Raw genomic sequence first — 21,426 nt, forward strand, 5'->3', positions numbered from 1 at the left:
TTTATGGATCTTTCTTTTTTTAAAAATAGACCATTTTTAAAAAAGTGTCTATTTCTCGATAAAAATTCCATAATTATAGTTATATATATAGCTAAGCAAAATAGAATAGTGTATAATAAAGCAGTTGTAATTAAATGATTATTTAGGAGATTATTATGGGAAAAGATTTGTTTAATCCACACCTGCGTAAGTTTTCGATTCGAAAACTAAACGTTGGTGTTTGTTCTGTGCTCTTATCGACCTTGCTTCTTTTGGGAGCAGCTGCGCAGGTTAGCGCTGATGAGACTGTTTCTTCTGGGCCTCAAAGCGAGGTTTCTCAAACAGGTATAGCTGATTCCTCAGTAAGTACTGCAGAACCGCTAAATTCACCAGCTGAGGAAAGTAATCCTGCCACTATTTCAGCTCAGGCAGAAGATGCATCTGCTGTAATGACAGCAAGGTCTGATTCAGATGGCAAGTCAACAAGTGAGCAGCCGGGGGCAGAAACTGCCTCTTCACAAGCAGGTGTTCCCACAGAAGTTAAGTCTGATGAGAATATCCAACCAGCTCCTGCTCAACCAGCAGCAGTCGCAGAGACTCCTCAGCCTAGTCGCTCTCGTCGGGTAAGACGGGATGCTGCACCTACTGGTCTGCGAGATGGTGATCCTAACAACACAATTGAGAAGCCTACTTTGGCTGATTCTGAAAAAAAGAACCCGACAGACTTGATGAAGCAGATCAACTGGCTGGATCTTGGTGATAGAAGCGCCATCAGTAACTTAGATACGGATGATTCCTTTAAAGTTGGTACTGTCTATGAAAAAGAAATTTCACCAGGTTATCGTATAAAACTGACAGTGACGGAATTAAAACCCTTCCACTCAACAGAGATTTATCGTGACCGCGTCAAGGGTACTGAGTATGAAAACAGCTATGATCCGAATGCGAAAAACACTTGGTTCAGATATGTAAATGAAGACTATAAAAAGCAAGAAGCCGAAGGTGATTCGGCTAGACCGAAAATTATAGGAGCGGAGCAGAATCAATGGACATCTGTCCGAGACCAAGGGATTAACACCAATGGCCGAAAGACTCAATTACAAGTTCCTAAAAATGGTGCTAGCTACGGAATAAAATTCAAGGTAGAAGCGACTTACCTTGGGAAACCTGTAAAAGCAACAGTTATCATGGCAGATGGAGAAGAGGCCAACCCAGGGGAGTATGCTATTTTCACGACCAACGGCCAAGGATGGGAACACTTGGCAGAATGGAAACGTGTTCGGCCAGATGGGTCTGTAATTACCGACACTTATGACCCAATGAACCCTAACAGATATGGTCAATATATAGGGGATAATGCGACTGTACCTGTCATTGACTGGACTGCTTTTACTAATCCAGATCAAAAAACAGGAGGCTTGGGCTCTCAGGTCTTTGGTCCTAATACTTCTAAAGATCACACAGTTCCGATTGTGATGACACGTGGCGCTTCAGAAGTTGGGATTTATATTGCTTCTTCTGGTCAGCAAGCTGCTATGATTGGTTTTATGGTAGTTGATGAGGGAGATGCACCGGCTTCTTATGGAAATGCTATTCATGCTATTTCTGGTTATGATGCCAATACAGGTGCAAGGACTCCTCAGCCATTCTTGGGACGAGTTGAAGCTGATATTGATACTACCTCTGGTAATGACTGGAGGCATGATGACGATACTGATCACGCAGACGAAGGGGTTGATCAGCTCTTGCCTTCAGATTTGACCGGTAAGACAAATAACCTCTTCCGAGTTAATCGTCTTCAAAATGGTGACTACTCAGTTCGTCTCCAAGCCTCTGCCAATGGCAATAGTAAGGCCTATGTCCGTGCTTGGATTGATTTCAATCAAAATGGTGTTTTTGATGAAAATGAGGCCAGCGAATTTACTGAAGTAACAACGGCTGGTGACTATACTGTTAATTTTAAGAATAATCCAGCGATGACCAATCCTGCAGTTAGCAAGTTGGGAATGCGGGTCCGTATTGCCCTGAATAAGGGAGATATTGAAAAACCTACAGGAACAGCCTTTAGTGGGGAAGTTGAAGACTTAGAAGTCATCTTGACCTATCCACCAAAGGGAGAAAAGAAGGAAAGTTCAGGAATAATCAGCCAGCGTCAGAAAGCTACTCTTCAGTTTACACCTCAAGGTATTGATCAAAATGATGAAAGCAAGAAAGCGGCTATTGATACAACTGTAGCACCTCTTGTTTTGGATAATGCTGGCAATACATTAACAGCAGATGGCGACGGTTGGTACAGTACTGTTGAGGGACGATATAAAGTAACAGCCAAGGGTGCAAATGTGGATGTGATATTTGAACCTAGCACTGGCTTTATCGGTACTACTCAAGGAATTAATATCCGCCGTGTTGATACTAATGGTGCAAGTACAGATTGGATTGCGAAGAATAATGGAGAACCTGTTATCAACGATAAGTTGAATAATATGGATGCCCGCTATATTCCGACTGTTTTGAATTTCACGGAACATCGTTCGACGGATGCACAAGGTTTGTCTCAAGTGCAAGATATTGTCTTTAATGATGGCAATCCTGCTAAGACTCCCGCTCAACCATCTGCAACGAATCCTGTCTTTTTCTTGGATGCTGATGGCAATCGTATTGTTGGAACAAGCGCGAAGGCAACATCGCAAGGCCAAGAAGTGGGAACCTTTGAATTAGATCCAGCTACTGGGCGTGTGACTTTCACTCCGAATAAGTCATTTGTGGGGACAGTTGACCCGGTTAACCTACAATTGCATGATACCGATGGAACAGAGCACCGTGCAACCTATCAACCAACAGTAACGCGTGTTGTTCCAACAGCACAAGGAGCAAGCTCTGAAGGTATTCAAGGTGCTGAACAATCTGGTAATTTGATCTTTATGCCAGGTGATAATCGTGTGCCAATTAATGAGGCAGTCGCTCCAACTTTTGATAACGGTCAAACAACTAAAGTTGTTACGAATGTTGGAACTTATATGGTTGATAGCGCAGGTCGTGTAACCTTCCAACCAGTTCCTAGTTATACTGGCCGTCCAAGTGCTGAATCTGTTAAACGTGTTGATATGAACGGGACTGAAGTAACCGCTGCTTATCAAGCTGAAGTTAAGGCCGCAGCCCCAACAGGTCAAGATACACAGTCTACCGGTTTACAAGGGAAACTTCAAACGAGTCACCTAAACTTTACTCCAGGTCAAGCAAGTATTAATGGACAGACTGCGACGGTGCCTTTAGCGCCAGAGGGACCACAATTTGTAGTTAATGGGCAAATTCAACAATCTAATAGTCTGTCTGTTTATGATGCAAGTGGCAAGCTACAAGGAACTTACACTGTTCAAGCTAATGGAGATATTAGTTTCCAACCTGCACCTGATTTCCATGGAACGCCTACTCCTGTACGTCTTCGTGTAAGGGATAAGAATGGATCTACAGCAGAAGCAGTTTACCAACCTACAGTGATTCAAGTAATTCCAAATAGCACCGATGCGACTAGCACTGGTCCTCAAGGTATCCCACAATCAGGTACACCTGCTTTCACTCCTGGCGACTCAGCTGTTCCAATTGACATGGATTCTCCAATGACCTTTGAAGACGGTCAGTCTAAGAAGATTGTTCAGGGAGTAGGGCAATACACTATCAACTCAGATGGTACTATTACCTTTACTCCTGAGAAACAGTATGTTGGCACACCAACACCAGTTACAGTAAAACGTGTTGATAAAAATGGCACGGAAGTGACTGCAACTTACACGCCAACTGTGACTAAGGTAACGCCAACCAGCACTAACGCGACTAGCACTGGCCCTCAAGGTCTTCCACAAACTGGCACCCCAATTTTTGCGGGTGGTGACCCACTAGTTCCAATCGATGAAACAGTTGAGCCAACTTTCGAAGGTGGAAGCAAGAAGAAATCCATTCCAGGTCAAGGAACGTACACCATCACTCCAGATGGCTCAGTGACTTTCACGCCAGAGAAGCAGTTTGTAGGCAAGCCAGATCCAATCACTGTGAAACGTGTTGATAAAAATGGAACCCTGGTAACGGCTACATACACTCCAACCGTTACCAAAGTGACACCAGTAGGTACTAATGCGACGAGCATTGGTCCTCAAGGTGTGCCTCAAACTGCCACCCCAACTTTCCAAGGTGGTGATCCATTGATTCCGATTGATGAAACAGTTGAGCCAAGCTTCAAAGATGGTAATAAGGAAAAAGTGATTCCAGGTCAAGGAACTTACACTATCACTCCAGATGGTAAAGTGACCTTCACCCCGGACAAGCAGTTTGTAGGGAAGCCAGATCCAGTCACAGTTAAACGTGTTGATAAGAACGGTACTCCAGTCACTGCCACTTACAGTCCAGAGTTCACTAAAGTAACTCCAACTGGTACTGGTGTCAAGACTGAAGGACTTCAAGGTCAAGTCCAAGAAGGAAAAGTGACCTTCACGCCAGGCCATGACTCAGTTCCGTTCCCTGTTGGTTCAACTCCGCTGTTTGACAATGGTGCTGCAGTTAAAGAAGTGACGAATATTGGTAAATTTGAAGTGGATGCCAATGGCAAGGTGACTTTCACTCCAGACAAGCAGTTTAAGGGTGAGACACCGGAACTCGAATTGACTCGCACTGATGTCAATGGCACCCCTGTTACAGTTAAGTACCAAGCGGTGGTGAAAGAAGTAATTCCAATCAGCACCGATGCGACTAGCACTGGTCCTCAGGGTGTACCTCAAACCGGTACCCCACTCTTCCAAGGTGGTGATCCGCTGGTTCCAATCGATGACACAGTCGAGCCAACTTTCGCAGATGGTAATAAGAAGAAGACCATCCCAGGTCAAGGAACTTATACCATAGCCCCAGACGGGTCAGTGACCTTCACACCAGACAAGCAATTTGTAGGAAAACCCGATCCAGTCACAGTAAAACGTGTTGATAAGAACGGTACGCCAGTCACTGCAACTTACAGTCCAGAGTTTGTCAAGGTAACTCCAACTGGTAAAGATACCACATCTACAAATATCAAGGGTCATGTTCAAACCGGCAAACCTGTATTTGAAGCAGGTGATCCTTTGGTTCCGATTGATGAGACGATTGCACCAATCTTCGAAGATGGAAGCAAGGAAAAGACCATTCCAGGTCAGGGAACATACACCATCGCACCAGATGGAACAATCACTTTCACTCCAGAAGCAGATTTCCTTGGTCAGGGTACTGGTGTGACCCTTGTCCGTCGTGATAAGAATGGTACCTCAGTGACGGCTCGCTATGTTCCGATCGTGGTTGCACCATCAACTAGCAAGGATAGTGTGTCTAGCGGTCGCAAGGGTCAAGCTCAAACGGGCACTCCAACCTTTGAAGGGGCGATTGACCAAGCCGTAGCACCAACCTTTGCGGATGGCAGCACCGAAAAGGTTGTTCCAGGTGAGGGAACATATAGGTTCAATATGCTGGGAGCAGTGACCTTCGTACCGGAAGCCGACTTTGTTGGAACTGCTAGCGGAGTTGTCGTGAAGCGTTCAGATATTTATGGCAATGCCGTGACAGCTACCTATACCCCAACTGTTTTGGGAAGTACTGCCACAGAAGATACCGGCAGCACAGGTCTTAAAGGCCAGCCTCAGACCGGCAAGCCTATCTTTGAAGGAGATGTGGATCCAACCGTTCCGCCAACTTTCGAGGATGGCAGCACCGAAAAGGCTGTTCCAGGTCAAGGTACTTACACGATTGCGCCAGATGGCACTGTGACCTTTGTACCGGAAACTGGCTTTGTCGGTCAAGCTGACGGCGTGACAGTGATTCGCAAAGACCGCAATGGTCAGACGATTTCAGCGGTTTACGTTCCGACTGTGACAGAACTTCCAGTTCAGCCAGAGCGGACGATTGCACCTGCACCGCCGTCTCTTTCCAAGAGCGAGAGTGCAAAAGCTCTTCCTAAGACTGGTACAGAAGAAACCTCATACTTGGCAGCAAGCTTACTTGCGGGAGTATCTGGTTTAGGACTGATTGGCTTAGACAAGAGAAAGAAAAAGTCTGAAGATTAAGAGGTGAGAACTTAGGTTCTAACCGCTAAATTAAAAGAGGAAAGATTCATTAGTGAATCTTTTTTCTTTATGTCCAAAGAGAAAAATTCTTAAAAACTTTATAATAATAGCAATTCTAAAATGTTAAACATTAAAGTAGAATCAGAAATATTCCCAGATTTATTTAATTTATAATGATTTTTCTATGGTTTATTTTTTCTGTTGTTTTTTAAAAATAGACTATAAGACGCTTTGTGTCTATTTTTTTGAAAAATTTATATAATTATAGTTATATATATAGCTAAGTAAAAAGGAATGTTGTATAATAAAACTATTGTAACTAGATGATAATTTAGGAGATTATTATGGGAAAAGATTTATTTAATCCGCACCTGCGTAAGTTTTCGATTCGGAAACTAAACGTCGGTGTTTGTTCTGTGCTCTTATCGACCTTGCTTCTTTTGGGAGCGGCTGCGCAGGTTAGCGCTGATGAAGCTAGCGTTTCTGGTACCCAAAATGAGATTACTCAAACGGACATAGCAGAACCACCAGTAATTTCTGCTGAAGCAGAAGCTTCTGAACATTTACAAAATACAGAAAGTACAGCATCTGCGTCTGTTACTGAGAACCCTCAATCAGATGATAATCCTAGTCCAAGAAGCTCAGAGTCTGAGAAAGTTGAAGAATCTACTGAATCTACAGCAACTAAACCAGTTGAGAATACTCAACCAATCACTGTTCAGACAGAAACATCTAACGCGGCTGAAAAGTCAGAAGCAACCGCAGATCTAGCTCAGCCTAATCGCTCTCGTCGCGTGAGACGAGATGCGGCAACTACTGGACAACAGAACAGCGTAACAACAGGAGTTCCGATAGGTACTGGACCAGCTGGGGCAGATGATGCTACCTCCACGCCACGAGTACCTAAACCAAGCTTGGAGGAATCTGTCAAGAAAGATAGTACCCAATTAGCCAAACAGATTAGTTGGCTTGATTTTTCAGATAGTGCAAGTTGGAAAAACTTGAATCAAAGCGGTGGCCTTAAGGTAGGGACCACTTTCACAAAAGAGATTTCACCTGGCTATGTGGTGACCTTAACGGTCAAAGAGCTCAAGCCTTTTAACTCGACTGAAATCTATAGAAAACGGGTCGCAGGTACTGCAACAGAGGGGACCTATAACCCCAACGCTGAGAATGGCTTCTTAAAATCTGCGCCAGATTATGGTAAAACACCTCCATCAGTTACAGGGGCAGCCCAGAACCAATGGACGACCATACGTGCCCAAGGCTTCAATACTCAGAATCGAAAGACCCAATTGGTTTATCCAAAAAACTCTACCAACTGGGGGGTAAAATTCGATATTGAGGCTACCTATCTTGGTAAGCGGGTGGCCCCTACGGTGGTTATGGCCGATGGTGAAGATGCCAATCCAGGTGAATTCGCAATCTTTACCACTAACGGTACGGGTTGGGAATACATGGGTGAATGGAAGTTGAAGAGCCCGGCCAAAGAAGCCTATACGGTTATCACCAAAAAAATGTTGGATGATGAGGACGTTAAGTTAAGGGGTCTTTTAATCTTAAAAGATAAGAGCGTAGACTGGTATAAATATCTCAGTCCAGATACTGTGACAGGAGGTCTGGGTACTCAGGTCTTCGGACCAAATCGTTCTAACGAACGGACGGTTCCTGTCGTGATGACGCGTGGGGCCTCTGAAGTAGGATTCTATGTAGCTTCATCTGGGCAACAAGCCATGATGATGGGCTTCCTCGTGGTAGATGGGAGTGATGGGCCTGAGAGTTATGGCGAAGCCTTCCATACCATTTCGGGACGTGACTCGGTGACCAACGCCCTTATTAAGCAACCTTATTTAGGGACAACGCCAGCTGATATAGATGTTGAGTCATCCAATGACTGGGTTCTGGACGATAAAAAGGAGCATAAGGACGAGGGAGCCAACCAATTACTAGCAGACGATCAATTAAGTACTTCTAATGATTTGCTAGATTTAGATAAAGCCAAAAATGGAACTTACACAATTAAAATCAAAGCTAATCCAAATGGTAATGCTAAATCCTATGTCAAGGCCTGGATAGACTTCAATAATGATGGAGTCTTCAGTGAAAGCGAAGGTAGCAATCTACAAGAGGTTACAACTGCTGGTGACTATACCTTGACCTTCAATGCCAACCAAAATATTAGTGGCGGACAAGTAAATGAATTGGGTATGCGTTTCCGTATTGCCACAAATGCAGGCGATATTGAGAAGCCAACAGGTATTGCCTTTAGTGGTGAAGTAGAAGATATGCTCTTGCATCGTATTTATCCTCCTAAGGGGGAGAAGCAGACTACGGATGGCTTTACAGGCGAGACTCAAACTGCTGTCCTTCACTTCACACCTAAAGGAACGGATCGCTCAGACGACAGTGTCAATGCAGTTATGAGCACCCAAGCGCCTCAAGTCTTAGACAATCAGGGCAATGTTTTACAGTCAGCGGATGGCACGACTTATATTCGTCCAGAAGGGACCTATGTAGTGACCAACAATGGCAATGACGTGCAAGTAGCCTTCACACCAAATGCGGACTTTTCTGGAACTGCTGACGGAGTTAACATCCGTTGGACTGACAGCAATGGTACATCAACTGGATGGACTTCGACGGATGCTTCTGACCCTAATAAAAATGAACAATTGACTAGTATGGACGGCCGTTATGTGCCGACAGTTCGTAAGATTCCAAACTACGAATCAAGTGGTCTTCAGGGACTGGAACAAAATAAAACGCTAGTCTTTAACGATGATGATGCGAATACAACCCCTGTCACGCCAGATGCTACTCATCCTGCCAGCTTTGTGGATGCTAACGGTCAGCCGGCAGCAGGCAACACGGTGCCTGCCATGGCCAATGGCCAGCAAGTGGGAACCTATGAATTGGATCCAAATACCGGCCAAGTGACCTTCAAGCCTATCAAGACTTTTTATGGCACGCCAGACCCAGTGGTAGTGCAAGTCAGCGATGCCGATGGTAAAGCACACCGAGCACGTTATCAACCTAAGGTAACCCAAGTAACACCAAGAAGTACCAATGCCGAATCGACTGGTCTCCAAGGTCAAGCACAAAGTGGTAAGCCAACTTTCACTGCAGGTGACCAACAAATCCCAATTGACATGAGCAAAGCCATGACTTTTGAAAATGGCACGAACACCTTGGAAGTGGCGAATGAAGGAACTTATACTATCAATTCAGATGATACCATTTCCTTCAAGCCACTTAAGCAATTCACTGGCAAGGCGACACCAGTTACGGTTAAACGCGTCGATGCCAACGGCACAGAAGTGACTGCTACCTATACACCGAACGTGACCAAGGTTACACCAACCAGCACACCTGCTACTTCATCAGGTCCTCAAGGTCTTCCACAAACAGGGACGCCAGTCTTCGAGGAAGGTGATTCAGCGGTCCCAATTGACTATAACAAGCAAATGACCTTTGATAATGATCAACCTAAGAAAATTGTTTCGGGCGTGGGAGAATACACCATTAATTCAGATGGTTCTATTACCTTTACTCCAGATAAGAAATATGTGGGTACCCCAGCCGCGGTGACGGTCAAACGAGTTGATGAAAATGGCACAGAAGTAAGAGCAACCTATACGCCAACTATTACCAAGGTAACTCCGGCTGGTACTGGTGATAAGACAGAAGGATTGCAAGGTCAGGTTCAAGAAGGTCATGTTACCTTCACCCCAGGTCATGCCTCTGTACCATTCCCAGCTGAAACAACTCCGCTCTTTGACAATGGTTTGACTGTTAAAGAGGTCCTAAACGTTGGTAAATTTGAAGTGGATGCCAATGGTAAGGTTACTTTCACTCCAGACAAGCAGTTTAAGGGGACAACTCCTGAGCTGACATTGATTCGAGCAGATGTGAATGGCACACCAGTTACCGTCAAATACCAGGCAGTGGTGAAAGAAGTGGTTCCAACAGGTACCAATGCGACTAGCACTGGTCTTCAAGGTCTACCACAATCAGGTACACCTACTTTCACTGCGGGTGACAAAGCTGTGCCGATTGATATAGCCCAACCAATGACCTTTGAAGATAATCAAACAACTAAGAAGGTAGACAAGGTCGGTACTTATGTCATTGAGTCAGATGGCTCGATTACTTTCACTCCAGAAAAGCAATATGTTGGTACACCAACACCAGTTACAGTTAAACGTGTAGATACGAATGGCACTGAAGTTACTGCTACTTACACGCCAACGGTAACACGGGTCACACCAAGAAGCACCAATGCTGAGTCAACAGGCTTGCAAGGACAACCACAAAGCGGCAAGCCGACCTTTACCCCAGGTGACCAAGCAGTTCCAATCGACATGACTAAGCCAATGACCTTTGAAAATGGTACGGACACGTTAGTAGTATCTGATCAAGGAACTTATACCATTAATTCAGATGGTTCCATTACCTTTAAGCCGGAGAAGAAATTTACTGGCAAGGCGACCCCAGTGACGGTCAAACGTGTAGATGCGAATGGAACCGAAGTGACAGCTAAATATACTCCTACTGTTGAAGAAGTTATTCCAAACGCAACTGGCGATCGGACTGAAGGTCCACAAGGATTGGTTCAGAATGGTAAGATTACTTTTGAAGCTGGAAGACCAGAAGTAGGCTTTTCAGCAGATAATCCGCCAGTTTTTGACACTGGTACCAATGTGAAAGAAATTGAAAATGTTGGCAAGTTTGGAGTGGATATTGATGGTAATATTACCTTTACACCGGTTAAGACATTCGTAGGTAAAACGCCAGAAATTGAAGTCAGTCGTGCAGATGTCAACGGTACCCTTGCTAAGGCAAAATATCAAGCAACAGTAACGGCTGTAAAGCCAACTGGTGTTGGAAACAAGACAGAAGGCTTGCAAGGTCAAGTTCAAGAAGGTAAAGTGACCTTCACGCCAGACAAGCAGTTTAAGGGTGAGACACCGGAACTTGAATTGACTCGCACCGATGCCAATGGCACTCCTGTTACAGTCAAATACCAAGCAGTGGTGAAAGAAGTGGTTCCAAGAGGCACCGATGCGACTAGCACAGGTCCTCAGGGTGTTCCGCAAACAGGTAGCCCAAGCTTCCAAGGTGGTGATCCACTTGTTCCGATTGAGATGGATTCTCCAATGACATTTGAAGATGGTCAACCTAAGAAGACGGTTCAAGGAGTAGGGGAATATACCATCAACTCAGATGGTACTATCACCTTTACCCCAGACAAACAGTATGTGGGTACCCCAGCTTCAGTTACTGTTAAGCGTGTAGATAAAAACGGAACAGAAGTAACTGCTACCTATACGCCAACGGTAACACGGGTAATGCCTACTAGCACCAATGCTGAATCAACCGGCCTTCAAGGTCAACCGCAAAGTGGCAAGCCAACTTTCAGTCCAGGTGACCAAGCGGTTCCAATCGATATGACCAAGCCAATGACCTTTGAAAATGGGACTGATACTTTGGTAGTGGCTAATCAAGGAACTTATACCATTAATTCAGATGGTTCCATTACCTTCACTCCAGATAAGCAATTCACTGGCAAGGCGACACCTATTAGGGTTAAACGAGTCGATGCTAACGGCACAGAAATAACTGCTACTTATACCCCAGAAGTGACCAAAGTAACCCCAACTGGCACCAATGCTGAATCAACTGGCATTCAAGGTCAACCACAAAAGGGGACGCCTACTTTCACTCCTGGCGACTCAGCTGTTCCAATTGATATGGATTCTCCAATGACCTTCGAAGACGGTCAGTCTAAGAAGATTGTTCAGGGAGTAGGGGAATACACTATCAACTCAGATGGTTCTGTCACCTTTACTCCAGAGAAACAGTATATTGGTACACCAACACCAGTCACTGTGAAACGTGTGGATAAGAATGGTACTGAAGTAACTGCTACTTATACACCGACCGTTACCAAGGTAACTCCAATCAGCACCAATGCGACTAGCACAGGTCCTCAAGGTGTCCCTCAAACTGGCATTCCAACCTTTGCGGGTGGTGATCCACTAGTTCCAATTGATGAAACAGTTGAGCCAACTTTCGGAGATGGAAGTAAGGAGAAGACTATTCCGGGTCAAGGAACATACACGATTGCTCCAGATGGCGCAGTGACTTTCACGCCAGACAAGCAATTTGTAGGTAAACCGAATCCAATCTCTGTAAAACGCGTCGATAAGAATGGCACGCCAGTAACTGCAACATACAGTCCAGAGTTCACTAAAGTGATTCCTACAGGAACTGGTGAGAAGACAGAAGGCCTGCAGGGTCAGGTTCAAGAAGGAAAAGTCACCTTCACCCCAGGCCATGACTCTGTTCCATTCCCGGCTGGTTCGACTCCGTTATTTGACAATGGTTCTTCTGTCAAAGAAGTACCGAATGTCGGTAAGTTCGAAGTGGATGCGGACGGCAAGGTTACTTTCACTCCAGACAAACAATTCAAGGGTGAAACACCAGAACTCGAATTGACTCGTACGGATGCCAATGGCACCGCTGTTACCGTCAAGTACCAAGCGGTAGTGAAAGAAGTGATTCCTACAGCTACCAATGCGACCAGCACTGGCCCACAAGGTCTTCCGCAAACAGGCACTCCAACCTTCAAAGGTGCGGACCCACTAGTTCCAATTGATGAGACTGTTGAGCCAACCTTCGAAGATGGAAGCAAAAAGAAGACCATTTCAGGTCAGGGAACTTACACCATTGCTCCAGATGGGGCAGTGACCTTCACACCAGACAAGCAGTTTGTAGGTAAACCAGATCCAATCACTGTAAAACGTGTCGATAAGAACGGCACATCTGTGACTGCGACTTACAGTCCAGAGTTTGTCAAGGTAACTCCAACTGGTAAAGATGCGACCTCTACGAATATCAAAGGTCATGTTCAAACTGGCAAACCTGTCTTTGAAGCAGGTGATCCACTTGTGCCAATTGATGAGACGATTGCACCAAGCTTCGAAGATGGAAGCAAGGAAAAGACCATTCCAGGTCAGGGAACCTATACTATCGCACCAGACGGTACAGTCACCTTCACTCCAGAAGCTGATTTCCTTGGTCAGGGAAGCGGTGTGACTCTTGTCCGTCGTGATAAGAATGGCACCTCAGTGACGGCTCGCTATGTTCCGACTGTGGTTGCACCATCAACTAGCAAGGACAGTGTATCTAGCGGACGCAAGGGACAAGCTCAAACTGGCACGCCAACCTTTGAAGGGGCGATTGACCAGGCAGTAGCTCCGACCTTTGCGGATGGCACCACAGAAATGGTTGTTCCAGGTGAGGGAACGTATAGGTTTACCGTTCTGGGAGCAGTGACCTTTGTGCCGGAAGCAGACTTTGTCGGAACTGCTCGCGGAGTTGTCGTGAAGCGTTCAGACATTTATGGTAATGCCGTGACAGCTACTTATACCCCAACTGTTTTGGGAAGTACTGATACAGAAGATACCAGTAGCACAGGTCTTAAAGGCCAGCCTCAGACTGGTAAACCTATCTTTGAAGGAGACGTGGATCCAACCGTTCCGCCAACTTTCGAGGATGGCAGCACCGAAAAGCTTGTTCCAGGCCAAGGAACTTACACGATTGCGCCAGATGGTACAGTGACCTTTGTACCGGAAGCTGGCTTTGTCGGTCAAGCGGATGGTGTTACTGTTGTTCGTAAAGACCGCAATGGTCAGACTATTTCAGCAGTCTACATTCCGACTGTGACAGAAGCTCCTGTTCAGCCAGAGCGGACGATTACACCTGCACCGCCATCACTTTCTAAGAGTGAGGGGGCAAAAGTTCTTCCTAAGACCGGTACAGAAGAAACCTCCTACTTGGCAGCAAGCTTACTTGCAGGAGTGTCAGGTTTAGGACTGATTGGCTTAGAGAAGAGAAAGAAAAAGTCTGAAGACTAAGGCAAGCTTGAAGAAATTTCCTTATTGAACAAGAGAATTTCACGAGAACGCAAAAAGAGGTAGAACGTAAGTTTTACCTCTTTATTAGTATCACATAATTAGCGTGATAGAGAGAAACAGAATGTTTCCGTTTACTAATGCCTGGCTCGCTGCCAAGAATGACCTATTTTCAAAAAAGACAAGTCTACATCTTCATGCCTTTAATCTTTTCTTCATCTGGTGTGACACGCAGGGTTTTCTGGCCCGTATAGGTGACAAATCCTGGCTTTCCACCGGTTGGTTTGTTGAGTTTTCTAGTCTCAATCATATCTACTTGAACCAGATTAGAGAGTCTGGCCTTGGAAAAGTAGGCCGCTAGCTCGGCAGCGTCAGTCTTGACTTCATCGCTGGGCTGAAGATTACCTGTGATGACCACATGACTGCCTGGAATATCTTTGGCGTGAAACCAAAGCTCGTCTTTCTTGGCTATCTTAAAAGTCAGCTCATCATTTTGTAAATTGTTGCGGCCGACTAGGATAATGGTTTGGCCATCTGTTGCCAAATATTTCTCTGGTTTCTGTCTTTTCTGGATTTTCTCTCTCTGGCGTCGTCGGATAAAGCCAGTCTGGATTAGTTCTTCTCTGATTTCTGCAATTTCAGTCAGGCTGGCCTGAGCAAGGGCTGTTTCTACGCTCTCTAGGTAAAGAATTGTAGTCCGTGTCTCCTCAATTAAGCTGGTCAGGTGTTTGACAGCTTCCTTGAGCTTCTGGTAACGTTTGAAATAGCGCTGGGCATTTTGGTTGGGGGTTAGGGCCTTGTCAAGCGAGATGATAATCTTCTCACCTGTGTAGTAATTGTCCAGCTCTACCTGGTCCTGATTATTGGGCACCTGATGGAGAAAGGTGGTCAAGAGTTCCCCTTTTTGCCGGAATTCTTCTGCATTCTCCGTTGCTAGGAGCTCTTCCTCTTGCTTGCCCAGCTTTTTCCGGTTCTTTTCCAACTCATTTTCTACTCGGCGGATAAGCTCGCTGGCCTGCTGGTTGACCCGGTCGCGCTCCGCCTTGTCCTTATAGAAAGTGTCTAAAAGCTCGGATAACGTGGACATTTGGGTCTTGCTGTCGGAAAATAGCAGAGCAGAGAAGGATTTTTCGGTCAGGCTTGGCTGAGTCGGACTGGCAAAGAAGGCTCGGAAAGTTTTGAGCTTGTCAGCTGTCAGACGGCCACTGAGTTCGGTAGCTGTATCCCGACCCAATCCCTGAAAAATTTGCTGCAGGCGTTTGGGCTCTATTTCCTCAGTCTGCAGGATTTCAAAAAGTTTTTCATCGCCTACAGTGAAAGGGTTGAGACTGCTTGGCTGAGGCGGTGCGACATAAGTTGAGCCCGGCAGGATAGTTCGGTAGCTATTTTGTGAAAAACCAACATGTTTGATGGCTTCAATAATCTTACCGCTAGCCTTGTCCAAGAGGATGATATTGCTGTGCTTGCCCATGATTTCGATGACCAGAGTCACAGCCACGCTATCGCCGATTTCGTTCTTATTGGAGACGCTAATTTCCAAAATCCGGTCATTCTCCACTTGCTGGATTGCTTCAATGACAGCGCCCTGCAGGTATTTACGCATAACCATGATAAAGGTATTTGGAACAGCTGGATTTTCAAAAGTAGTCTCAGTCAGCTGGACGCGCCCAAAGACCGAGTGGGCAGATAGGAGCAGCTTGTGGCTTTGGCGGTTGCTGCGAATCTGTAAAACCAGCTCCTGTTCAAAGGGCTGATTAATCTTCTGAATGCGGCCGCCCACTAATTCGCGGCGGAGCTCCTCAGTCATGTGGTGTAAAAAAATCCGTCGAAAGACATGCTTTTCTCCTTGAAACTTGCTATAGAAAATTATAACAAAAAACCAAGCTAAAAGCTTCTAAAGTCTCGCCAAAAAGCAATTTAATTTTTGCCTATAACTGCCTCGATAAATCAAATCCGAACATTTTATAAAAATTTTCAAAAAGGTCTTGACATCCTTTCAGGAAAAACTTAAAATATAGGAAATTAGAAAAGTAGTAGATGCATTTGTTTTTAGCGAGCTTGTGGTTGGTGGAAATGAGCAGCAAATCTTTACGAAATTGGGCTAATTGATAAAATGAATTTGAAACAATAAGAATTCGGTAGGCACACCTTACAGTGCAGCTTGTTTGATGACAAGACAGAGATATGGGGAATATTAGCTATTTTCCATAATTGAGGTGGCACCGCGATTTTCGCCCTCACACAGAATACCTGTGTGAGGATTTTTTGTTGCTTATTATAAAAAACAAGGAGAATTGCCTATGTTTAAACGATGGCGTCCCTAGGGATTGATAGAAAATATAAAACATAGAAATGGAGAAAGAACATGAAAAACAAACGATTAGTAACTATCTTAGGCCTTTTGGCCGTTTTGGCAATCGGTGGGATTGTCTATTCCAGCTTGAACAGCAAAGGCAACACTACTAAGACTAGTAGTGACAGTCAGACAGTCAAGGTAGGCGTGCTGCAGTATGTCAGCCACCCTTCGCTGGATTTGATTTACAAGGGGATTCAGGATGGTCTGGCTGAGGAAGGCTATAAGGGAGGCAAGATTAAGATTGACTTTATGAATGCTGAGGGCGATCAGAGTAAGGTCTCTACTATGAGCAAGCAGCTGGTATCCAATGACAACGATGTGCTGATTGGGATTGCGACTCCGTCTGCACAAGGACTGGCAGCAGCTACTAAGGACAAGCCTATCGTCATGGGAGCTATCACAGATCCGGTCGGAGCAAACCTAGTGAAAAATCTTGACAAGCCAGGTGGCAATATCACTGGTGTCTCTGACCGCAATCCAGCTAAGCAACAGCTAGAGCTGATTAAAAAATTGACTCCAGATGTCAAAACTATCGGTGCGCTATACTCTAGCAGCGAAGATAACTCCAAAGCTCAGGTAGAAGAGTTCAAAAAATTGGCTGAAGAGGCAGGCTTCAAGGTAGAGGAATACTCTGTTCCTTCGACCAATGAAATTGCATCAACCATGAATGTCATGACTAGCAAGGTTGATGCTATCTGGATTCCAATTGACAATACCGTTGCGTCAGCTTTTGCTACAGTTGTGTCCAGCAATAAAGAAGCTAAGAAACCAATTTATCCAAGTGCGACAGCCATGGTAGAAGAAGGAGGTCTTGCCTCTGTCGTTGTAGACCAGTATGACCTAGGTGTTGCGACTGGTAAAATGGCAGCTAAAGTCCTTAAAGGTGCTAAACCTGCTGATACTGCAGTAGATATTTTTGATACAGGTAAATCTGTTATCAATACCAAAAATGCCAAAGAACTTGGCATTACTGTACCAGAAGATGTTCTGAAAGAAGCAGGTCAGGTTATTAAATAGAAAGAAGGAAGTCTGTTGCTTGACAGGCTTCTTTTTCTCGATAGTCTCTTCTTGTAAAACCTTTCTCGCAGTTGTATAATAGAATTGGCTCAAGTGAATGGGAAGAGCAAATGAAGTACAGTTTGCTCCAGTGGATTTTACGAAGAGATAGAAGCGGAAAGGGAGTTAGTCAAGAAAGAATGGAAGAAGATATTCAAAAAAACCGCTATATGGGATCGGTCAAGGTTGGCCCCAAGGGGCAGATTGTCATTCCAAAAGAAGTGAGAGATATGTTTGAAATTCGACCTGGGGATGCTCTGGTCCTCTTTGCAGATGCCCAGCAAGGTATTGCCATCCAGCGTTACGAGCTCTATGAAGATCTATTTAATCAGACCTTCAATGGAGACAAAAGTTCAAAAAGTGATTTATAAAATCGGAATCTGCTCAAGCAGATTTTTTCTTTTGCTTTTATTTGCTACTACTAATGAATAGGTGTATAATAAGTATAAGAAGTTATACAACTTATACCAAACTCTTTCGAGATTGAGTTAAAATAGCTTAGTTTTTAGCTAAATGAGTAAGTTGTGACTAACTTTAGATGTCAAAGTCATATCTTTAAATTACATTTCGTTTTTTAGTTCCTCATATCTGATGAAAGGAGATGTCCTTATGTATGCAGTTGAGATGCAGGATTTGACCAAACAATACGGCTCAAAAACGGTTGTTGATGGTTTGAATCTAAAAATTGAAGAGGGTGAATTCTTTGCTATGTTGGGCTCTAATGGTGCGGGGAAGACAACAACGATTAAGATGCTGTCTTGTCTAGTTGAGCCGACAGCAGGAGATGCCCTGATGCTAGGTCATAGCGTTCGCAAGGAGGAAGGTGCTGTCAAAGAAATGATTAATGTTTCACCTCAGGAAACAGCTGTTGCTCCCAAGCTGACAGTCAAGGAAAATCTGGAGATGATTGCTCGTCTATATGGATTCTCTAAGGAAGATGCGGCGCGAAAGACAGAGCATCTGATGGAGACATTTGACCTGACGGATAGGCAGCATGATCAGGCCAAGTCCCTGTCAGGTGGCTGGCAGCGCAAGCTCAGTATTGCAATGGCTCTAATCAGTCAGCCCAAGATTCTGTTTCTGGACGAGCCGACCTTGGGGCTAGATGTACGGGCTAGAAGGGAGTTATGGAAGAATATTGAGCAACTAAAGGGAAAAGTTACAGTGATTCTGACCACCCATTATCTAGAAGAAGCCGAGGCTTTGGCCGACCGACTCTGCATTATGGATAAGGGAGTGGTGCAGATCTTGGGGACAGCAGAGGAAATTATACAAGCTTCCGGTAAGAAGGATTTTGAAGAGGCCTTTTTGGCCTATACGGAAGGAGGGGAATTAGCATGAGAGCCTTCATTTTTGCAAAGCGCAATTTCAAAGAAATCATGCGTGATTATGTCAGCAGTCTGATGGGAATTGGTTTTCCTGTCTTTCTGATTATCGCCCTGTCCCTTATGAAACAGAGCCTCAAAGGGATGCCAGCTATATTTTCCATTGAAAATTTTGCTCCAAGTATGATGGTGTTTGGTGCTTCCTGGCTAACTATTTTTGTTGGCAGTTTAATGGCCACGGATCGCAATTGCTCTTTTCTCATGCGTCTCCTATCTACACCGCTTAGAAGTGTGGATTATATCTTAGGGTATTCGATTCCAGTTCTGCCTCTGGCTCTTTTACAGGGCATAGCTAGTTTTGCAACTGCAATGATTTTTGGCTTATCCTTAAATCTGGGAACTTTGTACGTCCTCTTGGTCTTGATCCCAGTAGCTCTGCTCTTTATTTCCTTGGGACTGCTGCTAGGCTCAGCTTTCTCTAGCAGTAATGCAGTCAGTGGTTTTGGAACTATTCTTGTCAATGCCACGGTTTTTCTAAGTGGAGCAGTGCTTCCGATTGAGATGATAGGAGGTGGTTTTGAAGCATTTTGCAATGCCTTGCCATTTGCCCATGCAGCAAAGGCTGTTCAGTTGGCATTGGCTCAAGATTTGAATTCGCTTTTGCCTCATCTTTTTTGGGTTCTGCTCTATGCTTTCCTATTCTTTATCCCTTCTGTCTGGATTTTCAAAAAGAGGATGAAAGGGTAGAGGTTTAGTTCAATGTAGAAATCAGCTGGATTAACTTGCGAAATGTTTAGAAATCTGTTAGAATGAAATGTAACTAAATAGCAATCCGCAAGACCAGTAACCTAGGGGAAGTTTAACAGGGAGGAGAGCCATCGACTGAAAGCTCTCTAGATGAAAGCTAGGCGAATTCACTTGCTCTAGGATTGATAAGTAAGGTCTGGCTTGCCAGATAAAAAACGGATGGTACCGCGTGTCAACGCTCCGCTTATGGAGATTGACGCGCTTTTTATTTTGGAGGGAAAATGACGAAAACGATTGAAGAACAACTAAAAAGCCTGCGTGAAGAGACTCTAGCTTCTCTCAAGCAGCTCAAGGCTGAGAATCAAAAGGAACTGCAGGACTTGCGTGTAGCAGTCTTGGGTAAGAAGGGTTCGCTAACTGAAGTCCTGAAAGGGATGAAGGATATTTCAGCTGAAATGCGGCCGATTATCGGGAAGCACGTCAATGAAGCGCGTGATATTCTGACAGCAGCCTTTGAAAAAACTGCTCAAGAGATGGAAGAACAATTAGTAGCTCTGAAACTAGCTGAGGAATCCTTGGATGTGACCCTGCCAGGCCGTCAAATTCCGGTTGGGAACCGTCATATTCTTAGCCAAACTAGTGAAGAAATTGAAGATATCTTCATCGGAATGGGCTATCAGGTCGTGGACGGCTTTGAAGTGGAGAAGGACTATTACAACTTTGAGCGGATGAATCTGCCTAAGGATCATCCAGCACGGGATATGCAGGACACTTTCTATATTACAGAGGAGATCCTGCTCAGAACCCACACCAGTCCAGTGCAGGCGCGAGCTATGGATGCCCATGACTTTTCTAAGGGACCTCTCAAGATGATTTCACCGGGGCGCGTTTTCCGCCGGGATACCGATGATGCGACTCACTCCCACCAGTTCCATCAGATTGAAGGCTTGGTGGTTGGAGAAAATATTTCCATGGCAAACTTGCAAGGAACGCTGCAGCTGATTGTCCAGAAGATGTTCGGCGAAGATCGCAGTATCCGTCTGCGTCCATCTTACTTCCCATTCACAGAGCCGTCTGTTGAAGTTGATGTTTCCTGCTTTAAGTGTGGCGGTGCCGGCTGTAATGTCTGCAAGAAGACCGGCTGGATTGAGATTATGGGAGCTGGTATGGTGCATCCGCGCGTGTTGGAAATGAGTGGTATTGATGCAGAGAAGTACTCTGGGTTTGCCTTTGGTCTCGGTCAAGAGCGGGTAGCTATGCTCCGCTACGGTATCAACGATATTCGTGGATTCTACCAAGGAGATATTCGTTTTTCTCAGCAGTTTAAGTAGAAACCTGTATTCATAGATGCAGCTTTTCTGAGAAAGGAGTGCAGTATGCTAGTCAGAGTCAAGAAAGAAGAAGCGAACATCCTGCGAGAGTTGGAAGTCGCAACCTATCAAGAAACCTTTGGCCCATTTATCAAGGAAGCTGATATGGCTCATTATTTTGACAATGAGCTGTCGCTTGCAACTATCGAAAAGGAACTGGCAGACCCTGAGTCAGAGACTTATTTTGTTGTCAAAGGCGGTGAAATTGCTGGTTTTCTCAAGGTAAACTGGGGACAGGCTCAAACAGAGCAAGAACTGCCACAGGCCTTTGAGGTTCAGCGAATTTACGTTTTGAAAGCCTATCATGGTCAGGGATTAGGCAAGGAAATGTTTGAATTTGCCTTGGAAGAAGCCAAAAAACGAGGTTTTGACTGGGTCTGGCTGGGCGTCTGGGAGAAGAATTTTAGAGCTCAAGATTTTTACTTCAAATACGGCTTTGAAAAATTCAGCCAGCACGACTATATCACTGGTGAGACAGTAGACACAGACTGGCTGCTGCGCAAGAAATTGAAATAAACAAGAAAATTTAAAGAGAGGAAATGATACGACCTAAAAGCTTTAAATTTAGATGATTTGTTTCTGAAATCAGGATTTCAGACA

Annotated in this window: 8 protein-coding genes and 1 pseudogene; 8 read left to right on the forward strand and 1 reads right to left on the reverse strand. The window is 44.9% G+C overall.

Annotation, left to right across the window (positions count from 1 at the left end; all coding sequences use genetic code 11):
• Window positions 1-155: 155 nt before the first annotated feature.
• Both HMPREF9389_RS04115 and HMPREF9389_RS0111320 read left to right on the forward strand, forming a co-directional pair.
• The gene (locus HMPREF9389_RS04115; RefSeq protein ID WP_002930087.1) at window positions 156-6,056 is read left to right on the forward strand and encodes a CshA/CshB family fibrillar adhesin-related protein; all 5,901 of its coding nucleotides are present in this window, start codon (window positions 156-158) and stop codon (window positions 6,054-6,056) included.
• A gap of 344 nt (window positions 6,057-6,400) precedes the next feature.
• Complete coding sequence (locus tag HMPREF9389_RS0111320; RefSeq protein ID WP_032906487.1) at window positions 6,401-13,975, forward strand: CshA/CshB family fibrillar adhesin-related protein; 7,575 nt, start codon at window positions 6,401-6,403, stop codon at window positions 13,973-13,975.
• 184 nt (window positions 13,976-14,159) lie between these two features.
• Here the strand turns inward: HMPREF9389_RS0111320 and fbpA are convergent.
• Window positions 14,160-15,808: pseudogene (fbpA, locus tag HMPREF9389_RS04110) on the reverse strand (Rqc2 family fibronectin-binding protein FbpA).
• A 529-nt stretch (window positions 15,809-16,337) separates the two neighbouring features.
• On the opposite strand from fbpA, the gene trpX reads away from it, so the two are divergent.
• The 6 genes from trpX to HMPREF9389_RS04080 all read left to right on the forward strand — a co-directional run bounded on the left by trpX (window position 16,338) and on the right by HMPREF9389_RS04080 (window position 21,342).
• Window positions 16,338-17,345, forward strand: a complete 1,008-nt coding sequence (trpX, locus tag HMPREF9389_RS04105) for a tryptophan ABC transporter substrate-binding protein (RefSeq protein ID WP_002930090.1) — start codon at window positions 16,338-16,340, stop codon at window positions 17,343-17,345.
• 110 nt (window positions 17,346-17,455) lie between these two features.
• Window positions 17,456-17,755, forward strand: a complete 300-nt coding sequence (locus HMPREF9389_RS04100; RefSeq protein WP_002930091.1) for an AbrB/MazE/SpoVT family DNA-binding domain-containing protein — start codon at window positions 17,456-17,458, stop codon at window positions 17,753-17,755.
• Window positions 17,756-17,975: 220 nt separating this feature from the next.
• Window positions 17,976-18,725 carry an ABC transporter ATP-binding protein gene (locus HMPREF9389_RS04095; protein ID WP_002930092.1) on the forward strand — a complete coding sequence of 250 codons (750 nt, stop codon included), beginning with the start codon at window positions 17,976-17,978 and terminating at the stop codon, window positions 18,723-18,725.
• Window positions 18,722-19,456 (forward strand): ABC transporter permease, encoded by a 735-nt coding sequence (locus HMPREF9389_RS04090; RefSeq protein ID WP_002930093.1) that lies wholly within the window; start codon window positions 18,722-18,724, stop codon window positions 19,454-19,456. The genes HMPREF9389_RS04095 and HMPREF9389_RS04090 overlap by 4 nt, the downstream gene beginning before the upstream one ends.
• Before the next feature lie 281 nt (window positions 19,457-19,737).
• Window positions 19,738-20,787 (forward strand): phenylalanine--tRNA ligase subunit alpha, encoded by a 1,050-nt coding sequence (gene pheS / locus HMPREF9389_RS04085; RefSeq protein ID WP_002900605.1) that lies wholly within the window; start codon window positions 19,738-19,740, stop codon window positions 20,785-20,787.
• A 45-nt stretch (window positions 20,788-20,832) separates the two neighbouring features.
• On the forward strand, window positions 20,833-21,342 hold the full coding sequence (locus HMPREF9389_RS04080) for a GNAT family N-acetyltransferase (RefSeq protein WP_002930094.1): 510 nt from the start codon (window positions 20,833-20,835) through the stop codon (window positions 21,340-21,342).
• The last annotated feature ends 84 nt before the right edge of the window (window positions 21,343-21,426 follow it).

Source organism: Streptococcus sanguinis SK355 (genome assembly GCF_000212855.1).
Taxonomy (GTDB): Bacteria; Bacillota; Bacilli; order Lactobacillales; family Streptococcaceae; genus Streptococcus; species Streptococcus sanguinis_A.